The following is an 18,998-nucleotide window of genomic DNA, read 5'->3' on the forward strand; positions in this document are numbered from 1 at the left end:
AGCCCCCGTTGTGTAGCGGCCTAGCACGCTGCCCTCTCACGGCAGTAGCGCCGGTTCGAATCCGGTCGGGGGTACTGATCCCGCAAGGGATCGCCTGGAAAGCCCCCGTTGTGTAGCGGCCTAGCACGCTGCCCTCTCACGGCAGTAGCGCCGGTTCGAATCCGGTCGGGGGTACTGATCCCGCAAGGGATCGCCAGGAAGCCCCCGTTGTGTAGCGGCCTAGCACGCTGCCCTCTCACGGCAGTAGCGCCGGTTCGAATCCGGTCGGGGGTACTTCAGAGCAGGAAGCCGATGGGCTCGCCCATCGGCCCTTGCTTTGTGTTGGGGTATGGTGTAATTGGCAGCACGAGTGATTCTGGTTCATTTAGTCTAGGTTCGAGTCCTGGTACCCCAGCCAGAAAATGGAAGACCCCGGTTCTCCGGGGTCTTTTTGTTTGTGCACCGGGAAATGCTTCGAAGGGCCCCGCTCGACTCCGAGCGGGGCCCTTTCGTCTTTCGGTGGGGGAGAGGGCGGTGGGTGGGGGATGGGGTGGAGGAAGGGGGTGGGGAAGGGATCGGCGGGGGAGCGCCTCGGTCAGCTCCGGCGCAGCGCCTCGGTGAGCCGGTTCGCGGCCTCGATGATGGCCTGGGCGTGCAGCCGGCCCGGGTGGCGGGTCAGGCGCTCGATCGGGCCGGAAACGGACACGGCGGCCACCACCCGGTTGGAGGGGCCGCGGACGGGCGCGGAGACGGACGCGACGCCCGGCTCGCGCTCGCCGATCGACTGGGCCCAGCCGCGCCGCCGGACGCCGCTGAGCGCGGTGGCGGTGAAGCGGGCGCCCTGCAGGCCGCGGTGGAGCCGCTCCGGCTCCTCCCAGGCGAGCAGGACCTGGGCCGCCGAGCCGGCCTTCATCGGCAGGGTGCTGCCGACCGGGACGGTGTCCCGCAGGCCGGAGAGCCGCTCGGCAGCGGCTACGCAGATCCGCATCTCGCCCTGGCGGCGGTAGAGCTGTGCGCTCTCGCCGGTGACGTCGCGCAGGTGGGTCAGGACCGGGCCCGCGGTGGCGAGCAGCCGGTCCTCGCCCGCCGCGGCGGAGAGTTCGGACAGGCGGGGACCGAGGATGAAACGTCCCTGCATGTCTCTGGTGACCAGACGGTGGTGTTCGAGTGCGACGGCGAGTCTGTGGGCCGTGGGGCGCGCCAGACCGGTGGCGGCGACCAGCCCCGCCAACGTGGCGGGGCCCGACTCCAGTGCGCTCAGCACCAGAGCGGCCTTGTCGAGAACGCCGACGCCGCTAGTGTTGTCCATGCCCTAAGACTGCAGTCTCATTCCGCGAGACGCAAGTTCAATCTTTCCGGAAAAGCGCCACTCTGGATGCAGCAGCCCGGGAGACATCCAGGATGGGGCCTCGTCCGAGTGTCCGCATCGTGGACAGCGATCCGGCGTGCAGGTCGCGCGTAGCGCCCCCGTGCAGGGCGGCGCAGCTTTGACCTCGACGACACGAGAAGGCCGGCAACGCGGCCGGCTGGAGGGAATCCGATGGGACGGACACTCGCAGAGAAGGTCTGGGACGACCACGTCGTGCGGCGCGCGGAGGGCGAGCCCGACCTCCTGTTCATCGACCTGCACCTGCTCCACGAGGTCACCAGCCCGCAGGCCTTCGACGGACTGCGACTGGCCGGCCGTCCGGTCCGCCGCACCGAGCTGACGATCGCCACCGAGGACCACAACACCCCCACGCTGGACATCGACAAGCCGATCGCCGACCCGGTGTCCAGGGTGCAGCTGGAGACCCTGCGCCGGAACGCCGCCGAGTTCGGCGTCCGGATCCACTCGCTCGGCGACGTCGAGCAGGGCGTCGTGCACGTCGTCGGCCCGCAGCTCGGCCTGACCCAGCCCGGTATGACCGTGGTCTGCGGCGACTCCCACACCTCCACCCACGGCGCCTTCGGCGCACTGGCGTTCGGCATCGGCACCAGCCAGGTCGAGCACGTGCTGGCCACCCAGACCCTGCCGCTGGCCCCGTTCCGGACCATGGCGATCACCGTCGAGGGCGAACTGCCCGAGGGCGTCACCGCCAAGGACCTGATCCTGGCCGTCATCACGAAGATCGGCACCGGCGGCGGCCAGGGCTACGTCCTGGAGTACCGCGGTTCGGCGATCCGGAGCCTGTCCATGGAGGCCCGGATGACCATCTGCAACATGTCGATCGAGGCCGGCGCCCGGGCCGGCATGATCGCCCCGGACGAGACCACCTTCGAGTACCTCAAGGGCCGCCCGCACGCCCCGCAGGGCGAGGACTGGGACGCCGCCGTCGCGTACTGGGAGACCCTGGGCACCGACGAGGACGCGGTCTTCGACCACGAGATCTTCATCGACGCGAGCGAGCTGAGCCCGTTCGTCACCTGGGGCACCAACCCCGGTCAGGGCGCCCCGCTGGGCTCCGAGGTGCCGGACCCGGCCTCCTTCGCCGACCCGCAGGAGCGCCTGGCCGCCGAGAACGCCCTGGCGTACATGGGGCTGAAGGCCGGCACCCCGCTGCGCGAGGTCACGGTGGACGCCGTCTTCGTCGGCTCCTGCACCAACGGCCGGATCGAGGACCTGCGGGCCGCCGCCGCGCTGGTGGAGGGCCGCCGGATCGCCGACGGCGTACGGATGCTGGTGGTCCCCGGGTCCGTCCGGGTCGCCCTGCAGGCCGTCGAGGAGGGCCTGGACAAGGTGTTCACCGCGGCCGGTGCCGAGTGGCGCCACGCGGGCTGCTCGATGTGCCTGGGCATGAACCCCGACCAGCTGGCCCCGGGCGAGCGCTGCGCCTCCACCTCGAACCGCAACTTCGAGGGACGGCAGGGCAAGGGCGGCCGCACCCACCTGGTCTCCCCGCAGGTCGCCGCCGCGACCGCCATCCTGGGCCGCCTCGCCTCGCCCGCAGACCTGAACGCCGCCCACCCGGCGGACAACGACGTTGCCGTGGAGGCCTGAGCCATGGAGAAGTTCACCACCCACACCGGCCGGGCCGTCCCGCTGCGCCGCAGCAACGTGGACACCGACCAGATCATCCCGGCCCACTGGCTCAAGAAGGTCACCCGATCCGGTTTCGAGGACGGGCTGTTCGAGGCCTGGCGCAAGGACGAGTCGTTCATCCTCAACCGGCCCGAGCGGCAGGGTGCCACGGTGCTGGTGGCCGGCCCCGAGTTCGGCACCGGCTCCTCCCGCGAGCACGCGGTCTGGGCGCTGCAGAACTACGGCTTCCACGCGGTCATCTCGTCCCGCTTCGCCGACATCTTCCGGGGCAACTCCCTGAAGAACGGCCTGCTGACGGTGGTCCTGCCGCAGGAGACCGTGGAACGGCTCTGGGTGCTCACCGAGAGTGACCCTTCGGCCGAGATCACGGTCGACCTGGAGGCGCGTGAAGTGCGGGCCGAGGGCGTCACCGCGGCCTTCGAACTGGACGACAACGTCCGGTGGCGGCTGCTCAACGGCCTGGACGACATCAGCATCACGCTGCAGAACGAGGCCGACATCGCGGCCTTCGAGGCGACCCGGCCGGCCTTCAAGCCCCGTACTCTGCCGGTCGCCTGAGTTCCCTTCAGAACAAGCATTCTGACGATCCACCGCATGGCCCGCGCCCCCCTCGGGGGGGCCGGGCCATCCGTCGTTCCGGAGCACGAGTTAGCGCCGCGGTCCGCCCCGGATTGCCCATTTGGCTTTGCGGGAGAGGGCCCCGCGCAAGTACAACTGCGGGTAGATGGCACAATCAGTACATGCACCGGCACCATGAACCTCCGTACGCGGGCGGCGAACCCGCGGCTGAGGACTCCGTGGGCCGGCCATCCGAACGCCGAATTGACGATCGGCCGGACGTCACCTCCGCGCCAGCTGAGGGGCCGGACGACCAGGAAGTCGCAGCGCTCTACGCGCTCGTGGCCGAGCGGTTGAAGCAAGCTCACGCCCGCGTGCATGCGCTGAACGTGTCTGCCGATGCAAAGACCGCTCTCACCCGTCAACTCCTCATCGTCACCGAGACCGCCAAGCGCGATCTTCCGGAGGCGGCAAGGCGGTTGAGTCGCTTTGTACATGACCTCGACGAGGGGCGCCCGCCGCTCGGCTGAGGTCGCCGACGCGCAAATCCATTGCGACACTAGGGTGATTCGCGCGTTTGGTAATTGAAAGTCCGCAGATACATACCTAACGTGCGAAAAGAACGGATGGAATCATCCGGCGCTCGTTTCCGAAGGGGAAGACGTGAACAAGGCTCAGCTTGTCGAAGCGGTGGCCGAGCAGCTGGGCGGTCGCAAGGCTGCCGCAGAGGCCGTCGACGCAGTGCTCGACACCATGGTCCGTGCCGTCGTGGCCGGTGACCGGGTTTCGGTCACCGGTTTCGGCACCTTCGAGAAGGTGGAGCGCTCCGCGCGCTTCGCCCGCAACCCGCAGACCGGCGAGCGGGTCAAGGTCAAGAAGACCTCGGTGCCGCGCTTCCGCCCGGGCCAGGGCTTCAAGGACCTGGTCAGCGGCAGCAAGAAGCTGCCGAAGGAGGGCCCCTCGGTGAAGAAGGCCCCCAAGGGCTCCCTCACCCCGGGCAAGAGCGGCGTCGCCGCCACCCCGGCCGCCAAGCGCGCCGCCACCAAGCGTGCCGCCACCGCTGCCGCCGCCGCTCCGGCCACCAAGAAGGCCGCTGCCAAGAAGACGGTCACCACGGCTGCCGCCAAGAAGACCACGGCCACCACCGCGAAGAAGGCGGCCACCGCCAAGAAGGCCGCGGCGAAGACCGCCGTCGCGAAGACCACCGCCGCCAAGAAGACCACGGCGGCCGCGACCAAGAAGACGGCCGCCGCGAAGAAGGCGACCACCACGGCTGCCGCCAAGAAGACCACGGCCACCGCCAAGAAGGCGACCGCCACGGCCAAGAAGACGGCTCCGGCGAAGAAGACCGCCACCCGCAAGACCACCGCGCGCAAGACCACCGCCAAGTAAGTCCCGCGCGACCGTCCTCGGACGGCCTTCGGCCAAGAGCCGCGGCACCCCTCCCGTGAATTCGCGGGGACCGGGAGCCGCGGCTCTTCCGATTTCCGGGCGCTCAGTCAGGATTCGACGGCGTGCGGCGGGACCGGGCGGTCGTGGCCGCGGGAGCGGACGGTCGGTGGTCGCAGGAGCCCGGTGGGCGGGCGCCCCGTGGGCGTCAGCCCTCGGCGGGGTCGGGGAAGGTCTGGAGCGTCACGAAGACCACCCGGCGGGCCTCGCCGGTGCCCTCGGTGCGGATCCGCACCCGCTGGCCGGGCCGCAGCAGCCGCAGGCCGCCGGCGTCGAAGGCGGCCGCGTCGAACGGCACCGGGGTCCCGTCGTCGAGCAGCACGGAGCCGGCCCGGGTGGCGGGGTCGAAGGTGAACGCGGTGGCCTGCATGTCAGCAGCATAGCGAGCGGGTCGGGGCACCCCCGGGGCCAGGACCGGGGCCAGGACCGGCGGCGGCGTCGGAGCGGGGCCGGTCCGCGGTCCGGGGCGGCGTCGGAGCGGGCCGGGGGCGGGCTCAGGGCGGGCTCAGGCGGGCGAGCAGCGTGCTGGTGTGCGGGCCGAGGCCGAGCGCTGCGGCCTCGCCGAGGTCCGCACCGGTGTCGACGTCCCGGCGCACCGACTCCACGTCCGCGAGGCGCAGTTCGAGCGCCCCGCCGGCCGCGTGCCGGGCCCGCGAGCCGTCCCCGAAGGCGGGGGAGAGCGGACGGCCGGGGGCGCAGGCGAGCAGGGTGGTGCCGAGGCCGGGGGAGTCCGGCAGGAAGGCCCGGCCGTCCGGCGGCACCGCGCCCAGCACCCGGGCCAGTTCGGCCGGACGCAGGGCCGGGAGGTCTGCCGAGAGGGCGGCCAGCGGGGCCGCCGGGGCGAGGGCCAGGGCGGTCGACGCGCCGTGCGCCAGCGCCCGGTTGAGGCCGCCACCGGGCTCGTCGGCGACCACCAGCGCGCCCAGCGCGGCCAGCCGGGCACCGGCCGCCGCGTCGCGGGTGACCACCAGGACGCGGGCGACGCCCGGGGTGGCCAACGCGGCGGTGACGGTGTCGAGCGCGAAGGACATCGCCAGGTCGGCCCGGTGCGGCCCGGCGTAGGGGGCGAGTCTGCTCTTCGCCTGCGCGAGCGGCTTGAGCGGGAGCACCAGCGACCAGCCGGCGGTGGGTGCGGCGGGCGCGACGGGCCTGCTGGGGCGTACGGTGTCCTGGGTCATCGGCGTCATTGTGTCGCCGGTCCCGGAGCCCTCGCCAGGCCGTCCGAACTGTGCGGACGTGCGTTTGATCACGCCCGCCCGGCGGGTTGGCGCGGCCGCTCGACAGCCGGCGAGCGGGCGGGCGACACTGTTCGGCGCCCGTGGCCCGGGCACCGCCGGCACCGGTGCGCGGCACCGGGAGGCCATGACCGCGGCACTCCACGTGCCGCATCGGATGAGAAGGAGCTGGGGTGGCCCGCCGCTCGTACGCCAAGTTCGGCAACGCCGACTACGGCATCTGGTACCGCTTCGCGGCCGTGCTGGTGAAGCCGGTGACGACCGCCCTGGTGAAGCCCGACTGGCGCGGCTGGGAGCACATTCCGAAGGAAGGCGGCTTCATCGCCGCGGTGAACCACAATTCGATCATCGACCCGGTGATCTACGCGCACTGGCAGTACAACAGTGGCCGCCCGCCGCGAATTCTCGGCAAGTCCTCGCTGTTCTCCATTCCTTTCATCGGATTCATGCTGCGCAAGACCGGCCAGATTCCGGTGTTCCGCGAGTCGACCGACGCGGCGCAGGCCTTCCGGGCCGCGATCGACGCCGTCGACGGCGGCCAGTGCGTGCAGTTCTACCCGGAGGGAACGCTCACCCGGGACCCGGACCTGTGGCCGATGACCGGCAAGAGCGGTGTCGCCCGGGTCGCGCTGATGACCGGCGCGCCGGTCATCCCGGTCGCCCACTGGGGCGCGCACGAGATCATCCCGCCGTACGGCCGGGCCGGGTACGGGAAGGGCAAGTTCAACCTCTTCCCGCGCCACAAGGTGACCGTCGCCGCCGGTCCGGCGGTGGACCTGAGCAAGTACCAGGGGCAGGAGCTCACCGCGCAGGTGCTCGCGGACGCGACCGAGGACATCATGACGGCGATCACCGCCGTGCTGGCCGAGGTCCGCGGCGAGCAGCCGCCGGCCGAGCGCTACGACATGCGCAAGGCCGCCCGCGAGCGCGCCGCCACGGCGCTGGCCGAGCGCCGCCGTGCCAAGGGCGAGCGCGGCAAGGGCACCGAGGAGGCAGGCAAGTGACCCGCTGCGCCGTGATGGGGACCGGCTCCTGGGGCACCGCGTTCGCGATGGTGCTCGCCGACGCCGGCTGCGAGGTCGTGCTGTGGGCCCGCCGCCAGGAGCTGGTGGACGCCGTCAACTCCACGCACGAGAACCCGGACTACCTGCCGGGCGTCCGGCTGCCCGACACCGTGCGGGCCACCACCGACGCCGCCGAGGCGCTGGCCGGCGCCGACTTCGCGGTGCTGGTGGTGCCCTCGCAGACGCTGCGCGACAACCTGGCCGCCTGGACGCCGCTGATCGAGCCGCAGACCGTGCTGGTCAGCCTGATGAAGGGCATCGAACTCGGCACCGCCAAGCGGATGAGCGAGGTGATCGACGAGGTCACCAAGGTCGGCCCGGAGCGCGTCGCGGTGGTCAGCGGGCCCAACCTGGCCAAGGAGATCGCCAACCGGCAGCCCGCGGCGAGTGTCGTCGCCTGCACCGACGAGGCCGTCGCCAAGCGGCTCCAGGCGGCCTGCCACACGCCGTACTTCCGGCCGTACACCAACACCGACGTGGTGGGCTGCGAACTCGGCGGCGCGGTCAAGAACGTGATCGGCCTGGCGGTCGGCATGGCGGCCGGCATGGGGCTCGGCGACAACACCAAGGCGACGCTGATCACCCGCGGGCTGGCCGAGACCACCCGGCTCGGCGAGGTGCTGGGCGCCGACCCGCACACCTTCGCCGGACTCGCCGGGATGGGCGACCTGGTCGCCACCTGCTCCTCGCCGCTGTCCCGCAACAACACCTTCGGCATGAACCTGGGCCGGGGCATGTCGCTCGCGGAGACCATCGCGGCCACCCGGCAGACCGCCGAGGGCGTCAAGTCCTGCGAGTCGGTGCTGGACCTGGCCCGGCGCAACGGCGTCGACATGCCGATCGTCGAGGCCGTGGTGGACGTCGTGCACAACGGGCGGCCGACCCAGGAGGCGCTGCAGACGCTGATGTCGCGCTCGGCGAAGGCGGAGCGGCGGCGCTGACGGCCGGGGAGGCGAGGGTCACCGGGACGGTTGACGTCCCGGAAACACGTCGCACGGTAGTCTCAAACCCGATATGAGCATCGAACAGTCCTCCCCGAACCCGTCCGCCCCGAAGCCGCGCGTCGCACTGGTCTTCGGCGGGCGCAGCTCCGAGCACGCCATCTCGGTCTCCACCGCGGGCAGTGTGCTCAGGGCGATCGACCGCGACAAGTACGACGTGCTGCCGATCGGTATCACGCACGAGGGCCGCTGGGCGCTGACCAGCGACGAGCCGGCCCGGATGGCCATCACCGACGGCAAGCTGCCGGACGTGGCACACGTCGCCGAGTCCGTCGACGCGCAGGTCGCGCTGCCGGTCGCGCCGGGCAACCGGGAGGTGCTGCTCAGCGAGCCGGGGAGCGCCCCCAAGGCCCTCGGCGAGGTCGACGTGGTGTTCCCGCTGCTGCACGGCCCCTGGGGCGAGGACGGCACCCTGCAGGGCCTGCTGGAGCTCTCCGGCGTCCCCTACGTCGGCAACGGCGTGCTGGCCAGCGCGGCCGGCATGGACAAGGAGTTCGCCAAGCGGATCCTGGCCTCGCACGGCTTGGGCGTCGGCCGCTACACCATCGTGCGTCCGCGTGAGTGGGAGACCGAGGCGGGCCGCGCGGCGGTGCGCGAGCGGGCGGCCGAGCTGGGCCTGCCGGTGTTCGTGAAGCCCTGCCGGGCCGGTTCCAGCATCGGCATCACCAAGGTCAAGGACCTGGCCGACCTCGACGCCGCGATCGAGGAGGCCCGCCGGCACGACCCCAAGCTGATCATCGAGGCCGGCGTGACCGGCCGCGAGATCGAGTGCGGCGTGCTGGAGTTCGAGGACGGCCCGCGGGCCAGCGTCGCCGGCGAGATCCTGGTCGGCGAGGGCTTCGACTTCTACGACTTCGAGGCCAAGTACATCGACTCCTCCGACGTGCAGATCCCCGCGAAGCTCACCGCCGACGAGCTCGCCGAGATCCGGCGCCAGGCGGTCGAGGCCTTCGAGGCGCTCGGCTGCGAGGGCCTGGCCCGGGTGGACTTCTTCCTGCTGGAGGACGGCACCTGGATGATCAACGAGATCAACACCATGCCCGGCTTCACCCCGATCTCGGCCTACCCGAAGATGTGGGAGGCCAGCGGGGTCTCGTACCCGGAGCTGATCGACCGGCTGCTGCAGACGGCGCTGCGCCGCTCGACCGGCCTGCGCTAGCGGTCCCGTACGACGGAGGGCGGGCCGGGAGCTCCCGGCCCGCCCTCCGCACGTCGGTGCGGCCCGGCTCAGCCGGGGATGCCGGCCTTGACCGCCGGGGTCAGCGCGGCGGCCGGGTCGAAGGGGTTCTGTGCGGCCCCGGACGGGACGGTCACCTCGACGTAGGCGGCGCGCATGGTCGTCACGAAGCGGTAGCCGCCGTCATCGAGCTTCTGCGACCACCAGGTGACGTCGTCGACGGTCGGGGACCAGTCCTTGGCGTGCTCCCCGTTCAGCTCCTCCGGCCGGTCGATGCCGCAGCGCAGGACCGTCCGGGGCGAGCTGCCCCAGACGGCCACGTACGGCGACGCGGGCGACGGGTCCTTGCGGGCGTGCCCGAGCAGTTCCTGCGGCAGCGCGGCGGCCAGGGCCCTGCAGTACTCGGCCGCCTTGCCGGTCGGGTCCGGCACCTCGATCTTCCGGTCGGCCGGACCCCAGCTGCCGACCAGCACGACCACCGTGCAGGTCAGCGCGACGGGCAGGGCGAGCCAGCGGATCGGCGCCGGCAGGGCGGTCAGCGCCTTCGGGACGCGCAGTTCTCTGGCCACCCGCCGATGGTAGCCGGGCCTTACGGGGAGCCGGTCCTAGAGGTGGACCACCGGACAGGTCAGGGTGCGGGTGATGCCCTCGACCTTCTGGACCTGGGCCACCACCATGCGGCCCAGCTCGTCCACCGTCTCGGCCTCGGCCTTGACGATGACGTCGTAGGGGCCGGTGACGTCCTCGGCGGTGAGCACGCCGGGGATCTCGGAGATCAGCTCGGCCACCGCGGTGGCCTTTCCAACTTCGGTCTGGATCAGGATGTATGCCTGTACCACGAGGGACCTCCCGGCGGCCGGTTACGGGGATCGCCGCCGTGGTCGCCCGGTCAGGCATCGGGGTGGAACGGGCTCAACGGCAGTCTGATCACCACGCTACCGCGCAGCGGGCCGGGGAGGGGAGACTTCGGCACCCCCGAAGGGCGTACGCTGCGCGCGGGGGAGCGCGACGGGGACCGGAACGGATGGCAGCGCCATCCGGAATGAAAGGCGAGAGGACGGCAGATGCAGGGGACCGTGGGCGAGCTCGGCGAGTTCGGCCTCATCAGGGAGCTGACCGCCCGGGTACCGCTCACCGATGCGGTCGACCTCGGCCCGGGTGACGACGCCGCGGTGGTGCGGGCTCCGGACGGCCGGGTGGTGGCGACCACGGACGTCCTGATCGAGAACCGGCACTTCCGCCGGGACTGGTCCACCGCCTACGACGTGGGCCGCAAGGCGGCCGCCCAGAACCTCGCCGACGTGGCCGCGATGGGGGCGGTGCCGACCGCGATACTGCTCGGCCTGGTCGCCCCCGCCGACCTGCCGACCACGTGGGCGACCGAGCTGATGGACGGGCTGCGCGACGAGTGCCAGGTCGCCGGGGCGACGGTGGTCGGCGGTGACGTGGTGCGCGGCGACACCGTCACGCTGGCCATCACGGCGCTCGGCGACCTGCAGGGGCGTGCGGCGGTGACGCGCTCCGGGGCGCAGGTCGGCGACGTGGTCGCGGTGACCGGCTGGCTGGGCTGGTCGGCCGCCGGGCTGACCGTGCTGCAGCGCGGCTTCCGCTCCCCGCGCGCCTTCGTCGAGGCGCATCGGCGGCCCGAACCGCCGTACCACGCGGGCCCGGCGGCAGCCGAGTTGGGCGCGACCTCGATGATCGACGTGAGCGACGGGCTGGTCGCCGACCTCGGCCACGTGGCCCGGGCCAGCGAGGTGGACATCGACCTGAAGGCCGCGGACTTCGACGTCCCGGCGCAGATGGCGGACATCGGCCAGGCGGTCGGGGTGGACCCGCTGGTCTGGGTGCTCTCCGGCGGTGAGGACCACGCGATCGTGGCGACCTTCCCGCGCGGGGTCCAACTCCCGGCCCGCTGGCGGGTGGTGGGCGAGGTGACCGGCCGGCCGACGGGGAGCCGCAGCGGCCGGGTCACGGTGGACGGCGCGCCCTGGGACCGGGTCGGCGGCTGGGACCACTTCGCCGAGTGAGGGCGGCCGGCCCGCCCGCCCGCAGGCGTTGGGGATCCGGCGCCGACGGCCGTACCGCACCGGCGCCGGCACCGGTACCGGCGGTCGGCCGTTCGGCACCGGCGCGCCCGTCGGCCCGGGGCGGGTTCGCCGACCGGCGTACGGCGTACGGCCGATGGGCACTGGACGCCGCCGCGGCAGACGACGCTCCGGGCGTGCGGCGGACGGGATTCGGGGGTGCGTTTTGCGTAGGCTTGCGGCGTCCGAGCCCGCCCGCCGGCGCACCGTCCGGCGCGGGTGGCCCGAACCACTGCGAGCGGGAGCACACCTGACATGCGCATCGGTGTACTGACCAGCGGCGGCGACTGCCCCGGACTCAACGCGGTGATCCGCTCGGTGGTGCACCGGGGCACGGACGTCCACGGCTACGAGATCGTCGGCATCCTGGACGGCTTCCTCGGCCTGATCGAGAGCCGCACCCGGACGGTCTCGCACGACGACGTCACCGGGCTGCTCACCCTCGGCGGCACCATCCTGGGCTCGGCCCGGGTGCGGCGCGACCGGATCGCCTGGGCGGTGGAGAACGCGAAGGTGCTGGCCCGGGACATCGGCATCGACGCGCTGATCGCGATCGGCGGCGAGGGCACGCTGACCGCCGCCAAGCTGTTCAGCGACGCCGGACTGCCGGTGGTCGGGGTGCCGAAGACCATCGACAACGACATCGACGCCACCGACGTCACCTTCGGCTTCGACACCGCGGTGCACGTCGCGACCGAGGCGATCGACCGGCTGAAGACCACCGCCGAGTCCCACCAGCGGGTCATGGTCGTCGAGTTGATGGGCCGGCACACCGGCTGGATCACCCTCACCGCGGGCATGGCCGGCGGTGCGCACGGCATCCTGATCCCCGAGAAGCCCTTCGACATCGAGGCGGTGGCGCGGATGGTCGAGGACCGCTTCGCCCGCGGCAAGAAGTTCGCCATCATCGCCGTCGCCGAGGGCGCCACCCCGATGCCCGGCACCATGCGCTTCGACCACGGCGAGGTCGACCAGTACGGCCACCGGACCTTCGGCGGGATCGGCAACCGGCTCGCCCACGAGCTGGAGAACCTGCTCGGCAAGGAGGCCCGCCCGGTCATCCTCGGCCACACCCAGCGCGGCGGCACCCCGACCGCCTACGACCGGGTGCTTGCCACCCGCTTCGGCTGGCACGCGGTGGAGGCCGTCCACCAGGGCGCGTTCGGGCACTTCACCGCGCTGCGCCGGACCGGGATCGAGCTGCTGCCGATCGGCGACGCGGTGACCCGGCTCAAGACGGTGCCGGCGGACCGCTGGGTGGAATCCGAAGCCGTGCTCTGAATCCGCGCAGGTAGGTTGGGGTCATGGTCCTCCCCCCTCACACCCCCGGCCCGTCCGCCGCACCCCCGCGCGTGCTCACGATCGCCGGCTCCGACTCCGGCGGCGGGGCCGGCATCCAGGCCGACCTCAAGGCGATGCTCGCCCTCGGCGTGCACGGCATGAGCGTGATCACCGCCGTCACCGCGCAGAACTCGCTCGGCGTCCAGGGCTACTGGGAACTGCCCGCCGAAGCCGTCCGCGCGCAGTTCCGCAGCGTGGTGGACGACATCGGGGTGCAGGCCGTGAAGACCGGCATGCTCGCCTCGATCGAGCTGGTCGAGACCGTCTCGGAGCTGCTGGCCGGGGTGGACGCCCCGGTCGTGGTCGACCCGGTCGGCGTCTCCAAGCACGGGGACGCGCTGCTGGCCGCCGAGGCCGTCGGCACCGTCCGCGAGAAACTGCTGCCGGTCGCCACGCTGGCCACCCCCAACCTGCACGAGGTGACGCAGCTCACCGGCCGGACCGTCGAGGACGAGGGCCAGATGCTGGACGCCGCCAAGGCGCTGCTCGACCTCGGGCCGCGCTGGGTGCTGGTCAAGGGCGGCCACCTGGAGGGCGAGGCTGCCGACCTGCTGTACGGCGGGCCGCAGGAGGTCCACTGGTACCGGGCGCCGCGCTACGACAACCGGCACACCCACGGCACCGGCTGCACGCTGGCCAGCGCGATCGCGGCCGGCCTGGCCAAGGGCGAGCCGCTGCCGGAGGCGGTGGGCTCGGCCAAGGAGTACATCACCGGTGCGATCGCCGGCGGTTTCGCGCTGGGCGCCGGGATCGGGCCGGTCGACCACGCCTGGCGCTGGCGCTGAGAAGCCCGGACACACCACTGGTGGGCGGACTCCCGGAGGAGTCCGCCCACCAGTGGTGAGTCCGGAAAACGGCGTTGCCGGCCGTGGAAACAGCGAAGCCGGCCCATCCGAGGATGAACCGGCTCACTGGAGGACCGGCATGCCGGTCTGCGCGTCAGCGCGAGACCTTACCGGCCTTGATGCACGAGGTGCAGACGTTGAGCCGCTTCGGCGTCCGCCCAATCACAGCGCGCACCGTCTGGATGTTGGGGTTCCAACGACGGGGGGTACGGCGGTGAGAGTGGGAGATGCTGTTGCCGAAGCCCGGCCCCTTGCCGCAGACGTCGCAGTTGGCAGCCACAGGAGTCACTCCAAGACTTCAGATCAGATACTTTCGAAAACCCCGCCCACCCACCGGAGCACTCGCGTGAACCAGACCGGACAAGGGGGTGAGCCTGGACGGTTCCAGGCAACCGGAAGAGCATACAACGCTTGCTTCCGTCCCACGAAACTACCATGACCGGCCGAGTGATCGCTCGGGTCGCCGGTCCGGACGGCCCTCCCCGCCCCCCGATAGCCTGCCGGTATCACCCCTCGCCGCCGCCTCGAAGGCGCTGCTGCCCCACAGGCCGTCGCGGCGTCCCATCCGGAGGAGACCTGGTGCTGCACACGCTCGACGCCCCGGCCGTGCGCAGCTGGTGCCAGCTCGCCCTGCGCGCGCTCGGCCAGGCCCGTGAGGAGATCGACGCGCTCAACGTCTATCCCGTCCCGGACGGCGACACCGGCACCAACCTCTACCTGACCGTCGAGTCCGCCGCCGCCGAGGTGGAGAGCCGCTTCGCCGACCCCACCGCCGACCCGGCCCCCGGACTGGCCGACGCGGTCCGGGCGATGGCCCGCGGCGCGCTGGTCGGCGCCCGCGGCAACTCCGGCGTGATCCTCGCCCAGTGGCTGCGCGGCACCGCCGAGACGCTGGCCGAGGGCGGCGGCGCCGAGCAGCTGCGGGCCGCCCTGCAGCGGGCCGCCGACTCCGCCTACCAGGCCGTCGCGGAGCCCGTCGAGGGCACCCTGCTGACCGTCGCCCGGGTCGCCGCCCGGGAGGCCGTCCGGGCCGGGGACGGGCTCGCGCAGGTCGCCGACACCGCCTACCGGGCCGCCCGGGACGCCCTGCGGCACACCCCGGAGCAGCTCGCCGTGCTCGCCGAGAACGGCGTGGTGGACGCCGGCGGGCGGGGCCTGGTGGCCGTCCTCGGCGCGCTCGCCGACGCCGTCGCCGGGCAGCAGCCGATGGGGCCGGTCGCGCTGCGCGGGGACGTCCGGGCCGTGGAGAGCTGCGAGGCGCAGGTGCGCCCACCCGCCGCCCGCCACCACCCTTTGCCCGGATCGCTGCGCGATGCCCCCTTCGTGGGCCCCGGCCACCCCGCCTTCGAGGTCATCTACCTGCTGGACGCCCCGGACGAGGCGCTGCCCGCGCTGCGCGAGCGGCTCGGCGCGCTCGGCGACTCCCTGGTGGTCGGCGGCGGCGACGGCCTGTGGAACGTGCACGTCCACGTGGACGACGCGGGCGCCGCCGTGGAAGCCGGGGTCGAGGCCGGGCGCCCGCACCGGATCCGGATCACGCACTTCGCCGAGGCCGCCGCCCGGGCCGGCACCACCGCCGAGCGCGGCGAGCGCGAGGAGCGGGCCCGCGCGGTGCTCTCGGTGGTCTCCGGCGAGGGCCTGGCCGACCTGTGCGAGCAGGCCGGAGCCGTCGTCCTGCACGCCGACCCGGACCGGCCGCCGGCCAGCGCCGAACTCGCCGCCGCGGTGCGCCGCTCGGCCGCCCGCGAGGTCGTCCTGCTGCTCAACGACCCGGAACTGCGCGCCGCCGCCGGCGCCGCGGCCGACCAGTTGCGCGAGGAGGGCGTGCGGATCGCCGTGCTGCCCACCCGCTCGCCGGTGCAGGGCCTGGCGGCGCTCGCGGTGCACGAGGGCGGCCGCCGCTTCGACGAGGACGTGGTCGCCATGACCTCCGCCGCCGGGGCCACCCGGTACGCCGAACTCGCCGTCGCCGAGGGGGAGTCCTGGACGATGGCCGGGGTCTGCCAGGCCGGGGACGTGCTCGGGCTGATCGACGGCGACGTCGCGGTGATCGGCACCGGGCTGGAGGAGGTCGGCGCCAGCGTGCTGGACCGGATGCTCGGCGCGGGCGGCGAACTCGTCACCCTGATCCTCGGCGACGGCACCGACGAGGCGCTCGCCGAACGGCTGGTCGCGCACGTGCGGCACCGGCGGCCCGAGGTGGACGCGGTGGTCTTCCACGGCGGGCAGGAGTCGGCACCGCTGCTGATCGGCGTGGAGTAGCGGCCCGTCCGGGCGCGGCGGCGGCCGGCACGAGGCCCGGTTCGTCGGTCCCGTGGTGTAAACAGGGCCCTGATGGGCGCTCTCGATGAACCACTGACCAAACTCGTCGGCGACCGCACCGCGAAGGTGCTCGCCGACAGCCTCAAGCTGCGCACGGTCGGGGACCTGCTGCACCACTACCCGCGCCGCTACGTCGAGCGCGGCCAGCTCACCAGTCTCGACGAGCTGGAGATCGACGAGCACGTCACCGTGCTGGCCCGGATCGAGAAGGTCACCCTGATCCCGTTCCGCGGCCGCAAGGGCGACCGCCTGGAGGTCGTCGTCACCGACGGCCGCAGCCGGCTCTCGCTGGTCTTCTTCAACCAGGGCTGGCGGCAGAAGGAGCTCAGGGCCGGCGCCCAGGGCCTGTTCGCGGGCAAGGTCGGCGTCTTCAACCGCACCCGCCAACTGGTGTCGCCCGACTACCAGCTCCTCGACGAGGACGCGGGGTCGGACGCGGCGCGGCAGTTCGCCGGCCGGCTGATCCCGGTGTACGGCGCCAGCGCGCAGATGCCCAGCTGGAAGCTGTCGATCTGCATCGAGACCGCGCTCACCAAGCACCTCGGCGACGTCGGCGAACCGCTGCCCGCCGAGCTGCGCGAGCGGCACGAGCTGATCCCGCTGCCCGAGGCGCTGGAGCTGATCCACCGCCCGCTCGGCCAGGCCGACCGCGAGCGCGCCCAGAGCCGGCTGCGCTGGGACGAGGCCTTCGTGCTCCAGGTCGCCCTGGCCCGGCGCCGGGCCGCGGACTCCGCGCTGCCCGCCAAGCCGCGCAAGGCCCGCGAGGGCGGCCTGCTGGACGCCTTCGACGCCCGGCTGCCGTTCACCCTCACCGAGGGCCAGGAAACGGTCTCCGCCGAGATCGCCGCCGACCTGGCGACCGACCACCCGATGCACCGGCTGCTCCAGGGCGAGGTCGGCTCCGGCAAGACCCTGGTCGCGCTGCGCGCCATGCTCGCCGTGGTGGACGCGGGCGGCCAGGCCGTCCTGCTGGCACCCACCGAGGTGCTCGCCCAGCAGCACCACCGCTCGATCGTCGAGATGATGGGGGACCTGGCCGAGGGCGGCATGCTCGGCGGCTCGGACCTCGGCACCCGGGTGGTGCTGCTGACCGGCTCGATGGGCGTGCCCGCCCGCCGCCAGGCCCTGCTCGACATGGCCTGCGGGGACGCCGGGATCGCCATCGGCACCCACGCGCTGATCGAGGACAAGGTCCAGTTCCAGGACCTCGGTCTGGTCGTGGTCGACGAGCAGCACCGCTTCGGCGTCGAACAGCGGGACGCGCTGCGCGCCAAGGGCGAGCAGCCGCCGCACCTGCTGGTGATGACCGCCACCCCGATCCCGCGCACCGTCGCGATGACGGTCTTCGGGGATCTGGAGACGTCCGTCCTGGACCAGCTGCCGGCCGGCCGCTCGCCGATCTCCACCCACGTCGTCCCGGCGCTGGAGAAGCCCAACTTCCTCACCCGGGCCTGGGAGCGCGTCCGCGAGGAGGTCGGCAAGGGCCACCAGGCGTACGTGGTCTGCCCCCGGATCGGGGACGAGGAGCCCGCGGCCGATCCGAAGGGCGCGAAGAAGAAGCGGAAGCCCGCCGAGGAGGACTTCGAGGAGGTCGCCGACGTCGGCGCCGCGAGCGACGAACGGCGGCCCCCGCTCTCGGTGGTGGAGACCGCGCAGAAGCTGGTCGAGGGGCCGCTCGCCGGTCTGCGGGTGGAGATCCTGCACGGCCGGCTCGCCCCGGAGGCCAAGGACGAGGTGATGCGCCGGTTCGCGGCCGGCGAGGTGGACGTCCTGGTCGCCACCACGGTCATCGAGGTCGGCGTCAACGTCCCCAACTCCACCGCGATGGTCATCATGGACGCGGACCGCTTCGGCGTCTCCCAGCTCCACCAGCTGCGCGGCCGGGTCGGCCGCGGCAGCGCGCCGGGCCTGTGCCTGCTGGTCAGCGACATGCCCGGGGGCAGCGCCGCCCGCGCCCGGCTGGACGCGGTGGCGGGCACCCTGGACGGCTTCGAGCTGTCCCGGATCGACCTCGAACAGCGCCGCGAGGGCGATGTGCTGGGCCAGGCGCAGTCCGGGGTGAAGTCCTCGCTCAAGGTGCTCTCGGTGCTGGAGGACGAGGAGGTCATCCTCACCGCCCGGACCGAGGCCACCCGGCTGGTCGCCGAGGACCCGGACCTGACCGCCCACCCGGAGCTGCGCACCGCGCTGGAGAGCCTGCTCGACGAGGACCGCGCGGCCTACATGGAGAAGGGCTGAGCGGGCCCTCGGACGGGCCGGATTGTCAGACCCCCGGGAGAGAATGAAGGTGTTCAGGACGCACCCTCAAGGTGCGTACCTGGCACGACACTTGGGGGTCCTGCCATGGCATTCCGTCATCTCAACGAGCTCCCGCTGGGCGACAAGGTCTTCCGGATCGAACTCGCCAGCGACGACGACCGCGAGGTCACCCTCACCCTGACCGGCTGGCGCGAGGGGGCGGCGGCCTCGCCGCTCGCCTCGGGCAAGCTCCGCCTGCCGGTCGAGGACGTCGCCTCGCTGCGGATCGCGCTCAACCGCGCGCTGCGGGCGCTGGCGATCGTCGCCGACGTCTCCGAGCCCATCCCCGACCGCGACGTGCTGCGCGAGCTGTACCCCGGCCACGGCGCCCCCTGGGTGCCGCAGCACGAGGAGGAGCTGGTCCGGCGCTTCCACGACGGCGAGACCGTCGCCCGGATCGCCGCCCGCTTCGGCCGCACGCCCGACTCCGTCCGGACCAAGCTGCGCGAGCTCGGGCACGACCCGCGCCGCCCCGAGTTCTGCCCGCCCGACGGCTGCCTGTCCTGGTCCCGCTACGCCTCGCCGGCCCTGCTCGTACCCATCGGCCGCCCCCTGCCCGGCGTGCGCACCCTCATCGCCACCGGCGACGGCACCCCCCTCCAGGGCCCCGGCAGCGGCGA

The 18,998-nt window shown here is 72.9% G+C and carries 19 protein-coding genes and 4 tRNA genes; 17 read left to right on the top strand and 6 right to left on the bottom strand.

The genetic code is table 11. The features are described from left to right. Position 1 precedes the first annotated feature (1 nt). The 4 genes from ABTY56_RS37475 to ABTY56_RS37490 all read left to right on the top strand — a co-directional run bounded on the left by ABTY56_RS37475 (position 2) and on the right by ABTY56_RS37490 (position 397). Positions 2-74: transfer RNA gene (locus ABTY56_RS37475), tRNA-Glu, on the top strand. 27 nt (positions 75-101) lie between these two features. Next, positions 102-174, top strand: a tRNA-Glu gene (locus tag ABTY56_RS37480). A 26-nt stretch (positions 175-200) separates the two neighbouring features. Further along, a tRNA-Glu gene (locus tag ABTY56_RS37485) sits at positions 201-273 on the top strand. 49 nt (positions 274-322) lie between these two features. Further along, positions 323-397: transfer RNA gene (locus tag ABTY56_RS37490), tRNA-Gln, on the top strand. Positions 398-574: 177 nt separating this feature from the next. Here the strand turns inward: ABTY56_RS37490 and ABTY56_RS37495 are convergent. Next, positions 575-1,288, bottom strand: coding sequence for an IclR family transcriptional regulator (locus ABTY56_RS37495; protein WP_030246527.1), 714 nt, complete (start codon positions 1,286-1,288; stop codon positions 575-577). Between the two features lie 231 nt (positions 1,289-1,519). Between ABTY56_RS37495 and leuC the strand changes: the two genes are divergently transcribed. The 4 genes from leuC to ABTY56_RS37515 all read left to right on the top strand — a co-directional run bounded on the left by leuC (position 1,520) and on the right by ABTY56_RS37515 (position 4,951). After that, positions 1,520-2,959 (top strand): 3-isopropylmalate dehydratase large subunit, encoded by a 1,440-nt coding sequence (leuC, locus tag ABTY56_RS37500; protein ID WP_350634175.1) that lies wholly within the window; start codon positions 1,520-1,522, stop codon positions 2,957-2,959. A 3-nt stretch (positions 2,960-2,962) separates the two neighbouring features. Next, a complete protein-coding gene (gene leuD / locus ABTY56_RS37505; protein WP_350634176.1) occupies positions 2,963-3,559 on the top strand; it encodes a 3-isopropylmalate dehydratase small subunit in 597 nt (198 codons plus the stop codon). Positions 3,560-3,741: 182 nt separating this feature from the next. After that, on the top strand, positions 3,742-4,089 hold the full coding sequence (locus ABTY56_RS38975; protein WP_502893272.1) for an SCO5555 family protein: 348 nt from the start codon (positions 3,742-3,744) through the stop codon (positions 4,087-4,089). A gap of 133 nt (positions 4,090-4,222) precedes the next feature. After that, positions 4,223-4,951 carry an HU family DNA-binding protein gene (locus ABTY56_RS37515; RefSeq protein WP_350634177.1) on the top strand — a complete coding sequence of 243 codons (729 nt, stop codon included), beginning with the start codon at positions 4,223-4,225 and terminating at the stop codon, positions 4,949-4,951. A 205-nt stretch (positions 4,952-5,156) separates the two neighbouring features. On the opposite strand, the gene ABTY56_RS37520 is transcribed toward ABTY56_RS37515, so the two are convergent. Both ABTY56_RS37520 and cofC read right to left on the bottom strand, forming a co-directional pair. Further along, entirely contained in the window at positions 5,157-5,378 is a 222-nt protein-coding gene (locus tag ABTY56_RS37520; protein ID WP_030257846.1) for a hypothetical protein, read from the bottom strand. Between the two features lie 124 nt (positions 5,379-5,502). Then, entirely contained in the window at positions 5,503-6,186 is a 684-nt protein-coding gene (cofC, locus tag ABTY56_RS37525) for a 2-phospho-L-lactate guanylyltransferase (RefSeq protein ID WP_350634178.1), read from the bottom strand. A 230-nt stretch (positions 6,187-6,416) separates the two neighbouring features. On the opposite strand from cofC, the gene ABTY56_RS37530 reads away from it, so the two are divergent. From ABTY56_RS37530 to ABTY56_RS37540, 3 genes are all read left to right on the top strand, one after another. Next, on the top strand, positions 6,417-7,247 hold the full coding sequence (locus ABTY56_RS37530; RefSeq protein ID WP_350634179.1) for a lysophospholipid acyltransferase family protein: 831 nt from the start codon (positions 6,417-6,419) through the stop codon (positions 7,245-7,247). Then, the gene (locus tag ABTY56_RS37535) at positions 7,244-8,248 is read left to right on the top strand and encodes an NAD(P)H-dependent glycerol-3-phosphate dehydrogenase (RefSeq protein ID WP_350634180.1); all 1,005 of its coding nucleotides are present in this window, start codon (positions 7,244-7,246) and stop codon (positions 8,246-8,248) included. The genes ABTY56_RS37530 and ABTY56_RS37535 overlap by 4 nt, the downstream gene beginning before the upstream one ends. Positions 8,249-8,321: 73 nt before the next feature. Further along, on the top strand, positions 8,322-9,467 hold the full coding sequence (locus tag ABTY56_RS37540; RefSeq protein ID WP_350634181.1) for a D-alanine--D-alanine ligase family protein: 1,146 nt from the start codon (positions 8,322-8,324) through the stop codon (positions 9,465-9,467). Positions 9,468-9,535: 68 nt separating this feature from the next. Here the strand turns inward: ABTY56_RS37540 and ABTY56_RS37545 are convergent, their stop codons facing one another. Together ABTY56_RS37545 and ABTY56_RS37550 are read right to left on the bottom strand one after the other, a co-directional pair. Beyond that, positions 9,536-10,054 carry a DUF3515 domain-containing protein gene (locus ABTY56_RS37545; RefSeq protein ID WP_350634182.1) on the bottom strand — a complete coding sequence of 173 codons (519 nt, stop codon included), beginning with the start codon at positions 10,052-10,054 and terminating at the stop codon, positions 9,536-9,538. Between the two features lie 36 nt (positions 10,055-10,090). Beyond that, positions 10,091-10,324, bottom strand: coding sequence for an Lrp/AsnC family transcriptional regulator (locus ABTY56_RS37550; protein WP_350524614.1), 234 nt, complete (start codon positions 10,322-10,324; stop codon positions 10,091-10,093). A 225-nt stretch (positions 10,325-10,549) separates the two neighbouring features. Between ABTY56_RS37550 and ABTY56_RS37555 the strand changes: the two genes are divergently transcribed. The 3 genes from ABTY56_RS37555 (at position 10,550) to thiD (ending at position 13,698) form a co-directional block, all read left to right on the top strand. Continuing rightward, complete coding sequence (locus tag ABTY56_RS37555) at positions 10,550-11,515, top strand: thiamine-phosphate kinase (protein ID WP_350634183.1); 966 nt, start codon at positions 10,550-10,552, stop codon at positions 11,513-11,515. 312 nt (positions 11,516-11,827) lie between these two features. Further along, positions 11,828-12,853 (top strand): ATP-dependent 6-phosphofructokinase, encoded by a 1,026-nt coding sequence (locus ABTY56_RS37560; RefSeq protein ID WP_350634184.1) that lies wholly within the window; start codon positions 11,828-11,830, stop codon positions 12,851-12,853. 23 nt (positions 12,854-12,876) lie between these two features. Further along, on the top strand, positions 12,877-13,698 hold the full coding sequence (thiD, locus tag ABTY56_RS37565; RefSeq protein ID WP_350634185.1) for a bifunctional hydroxymethylpyrimidine kinase/phosphomethylpyrimidine kinase: 822 nt from the start codon (positions 12,877-12,879) through the stop codon (positions 13,696-13,698). 154 nt (positions 13,699-13,852) lie between these two features. On the opposite strand, the gene rpmB is transcribed toward thiD, so the two are convergent. Beyond that, on the bottom strand, positions 13,853-14,038 hold the full coding sequence (gene rpmB, locus ABTY56_RS37570) for a 50S ribosomal protein L28 (protein WP_014138233.1): 186 nt from the start codon (positions 14,036-14,038) through the stop codon (positions 13,853-13,855). A gap of 299 nt (positions 14,039-14,337) precedes the next feature. Between rpmB and ABTY56_RS37575 the strand changes: the two genes are divergently transcribed. From ABTY56_RS37575 to ABTY56_RS37585, 3 genes are all read left to right on the top strand, one after another. Further along, positions 14,338-16,020 (top strand): DAK2 domain-containing protein, encoded by a 1,683-nt coding sequence (locus ABTY56_RS37575; protein WP_350634186.1) that lies wholly within the window; start codon positions 14,338-14,340, stop codon positions 16,018-16,020. A 72-nt stretch (positions 16,021-16,092) separates the two neighbouring features. After that, a complete protein-coding gene (gene recG / locus ABTY56_RS37580) occupies positions 16,093-18,318 on the top strand; it encodes an ATP-dependent DNA helicase RecG (protein WP_350634187.1) in 2,226 nt (741 codons plus the stop codon). A gap of 105 nt (positions 18,319-18,423) precedes the next feature. Continuing rightward, a partial coding sequence (locus ABTY56_RS37585) for a hypothetical protein (protein WP_350634188.1) occupies positions 18,424-18,998 on the top strand: 575 nt, incomplete at its 3' end.

Origin of the sequence: Kitasatospora sp. NPDC097691, assembly GCF_040302665.1 — a bacterium.
In the GTDB taxonomy this organism is placed as follows: domain Bacteria; phylum Actinomycetota; class Actinomycetes; order Streptomycetales; family Streptomycetaceae; genus Kitasatospora.

Excerpts from the sequence above, each read along its gene's own strand:
- ABTY56_RS37560 (WP_350634184.1), top strand. The coding sequence starts at position 11,828 with ATGCGCATCGGTGTACTGACCAGCGGCGGCGACTGCCCCGGACTCAAC.
- ABTY56_RS37540 (WP_350634181.1), top strand. The coding sequence starts at position 8,322 with ATGAGCATCGAACAGTCCTCCCCGAACCCGTCCGCCCCGAAGCCGCGC.
- thiD (WP_350634185.1), top strand. The coding sequence starts at position 12,877 with ATGGTCCTCCCCCCTCACACCCCCGGCCCGTCCGCCGCACCCCCGCGC.
- leuD (WP_350634176.1), top strand. The coding sequence starts at position 2,963 with ATGGAGAAGTTCACCACCCACACCGGCCGGGCCGTCCCGCTGCGCCGC.
- cofC (WP_350634178.1), bottom strand. The coding sequence starts at position 6,186 with ATGACCCAGGACACCGTACGCCCCAGCAGGCCCGTCGCGCCCGCCGCA.
- ABTY56_RS38975 (WP_502893272.1), top strand. The coding sequence starts at position 3,742 with ATGCACCGGCACCATGAACCTCCGTACGCGGGCGGCGAACCCGCGGCT.
- ABTY56_RS37520 (WP_030257846.1), bottom strand. The coding sequence starts at position 5,378 with ATGCAGGCCACCGCGTTCACCTTCGACCCCGCCACCCGGGCCGGCTCC.
- ABTY56_RS37495 (WP_030246527.1), bottom strand. The coding sequence starts at position 1,288 with ATGGACAACACTAGCGGCGTCGGCGTTCTCGACAAGGCCGCTCTGGTG.
- recG (WP_350634187.1), top strand. The coding sequence starts at position 16,093 with ATGGGCGCTCTCGATGAACCACTGACCAAACTCGTCGGCGACCGCACC.
- leuC (WP_350634175.1), top strand. The coding sequence starts at position 1,520 with ATGGGACGGACACTCGCAGAGAAGGTCTGGGACGACCACGTCGTGCGG.
- ABTY56_RS37555 (WP_350634183.1), top strand. The coding sequence starts at position 10,550 with ATGCAGGGGACCGTGGGCGAGCTCGGCGAGTTCGGCCTCATCAGGGAG.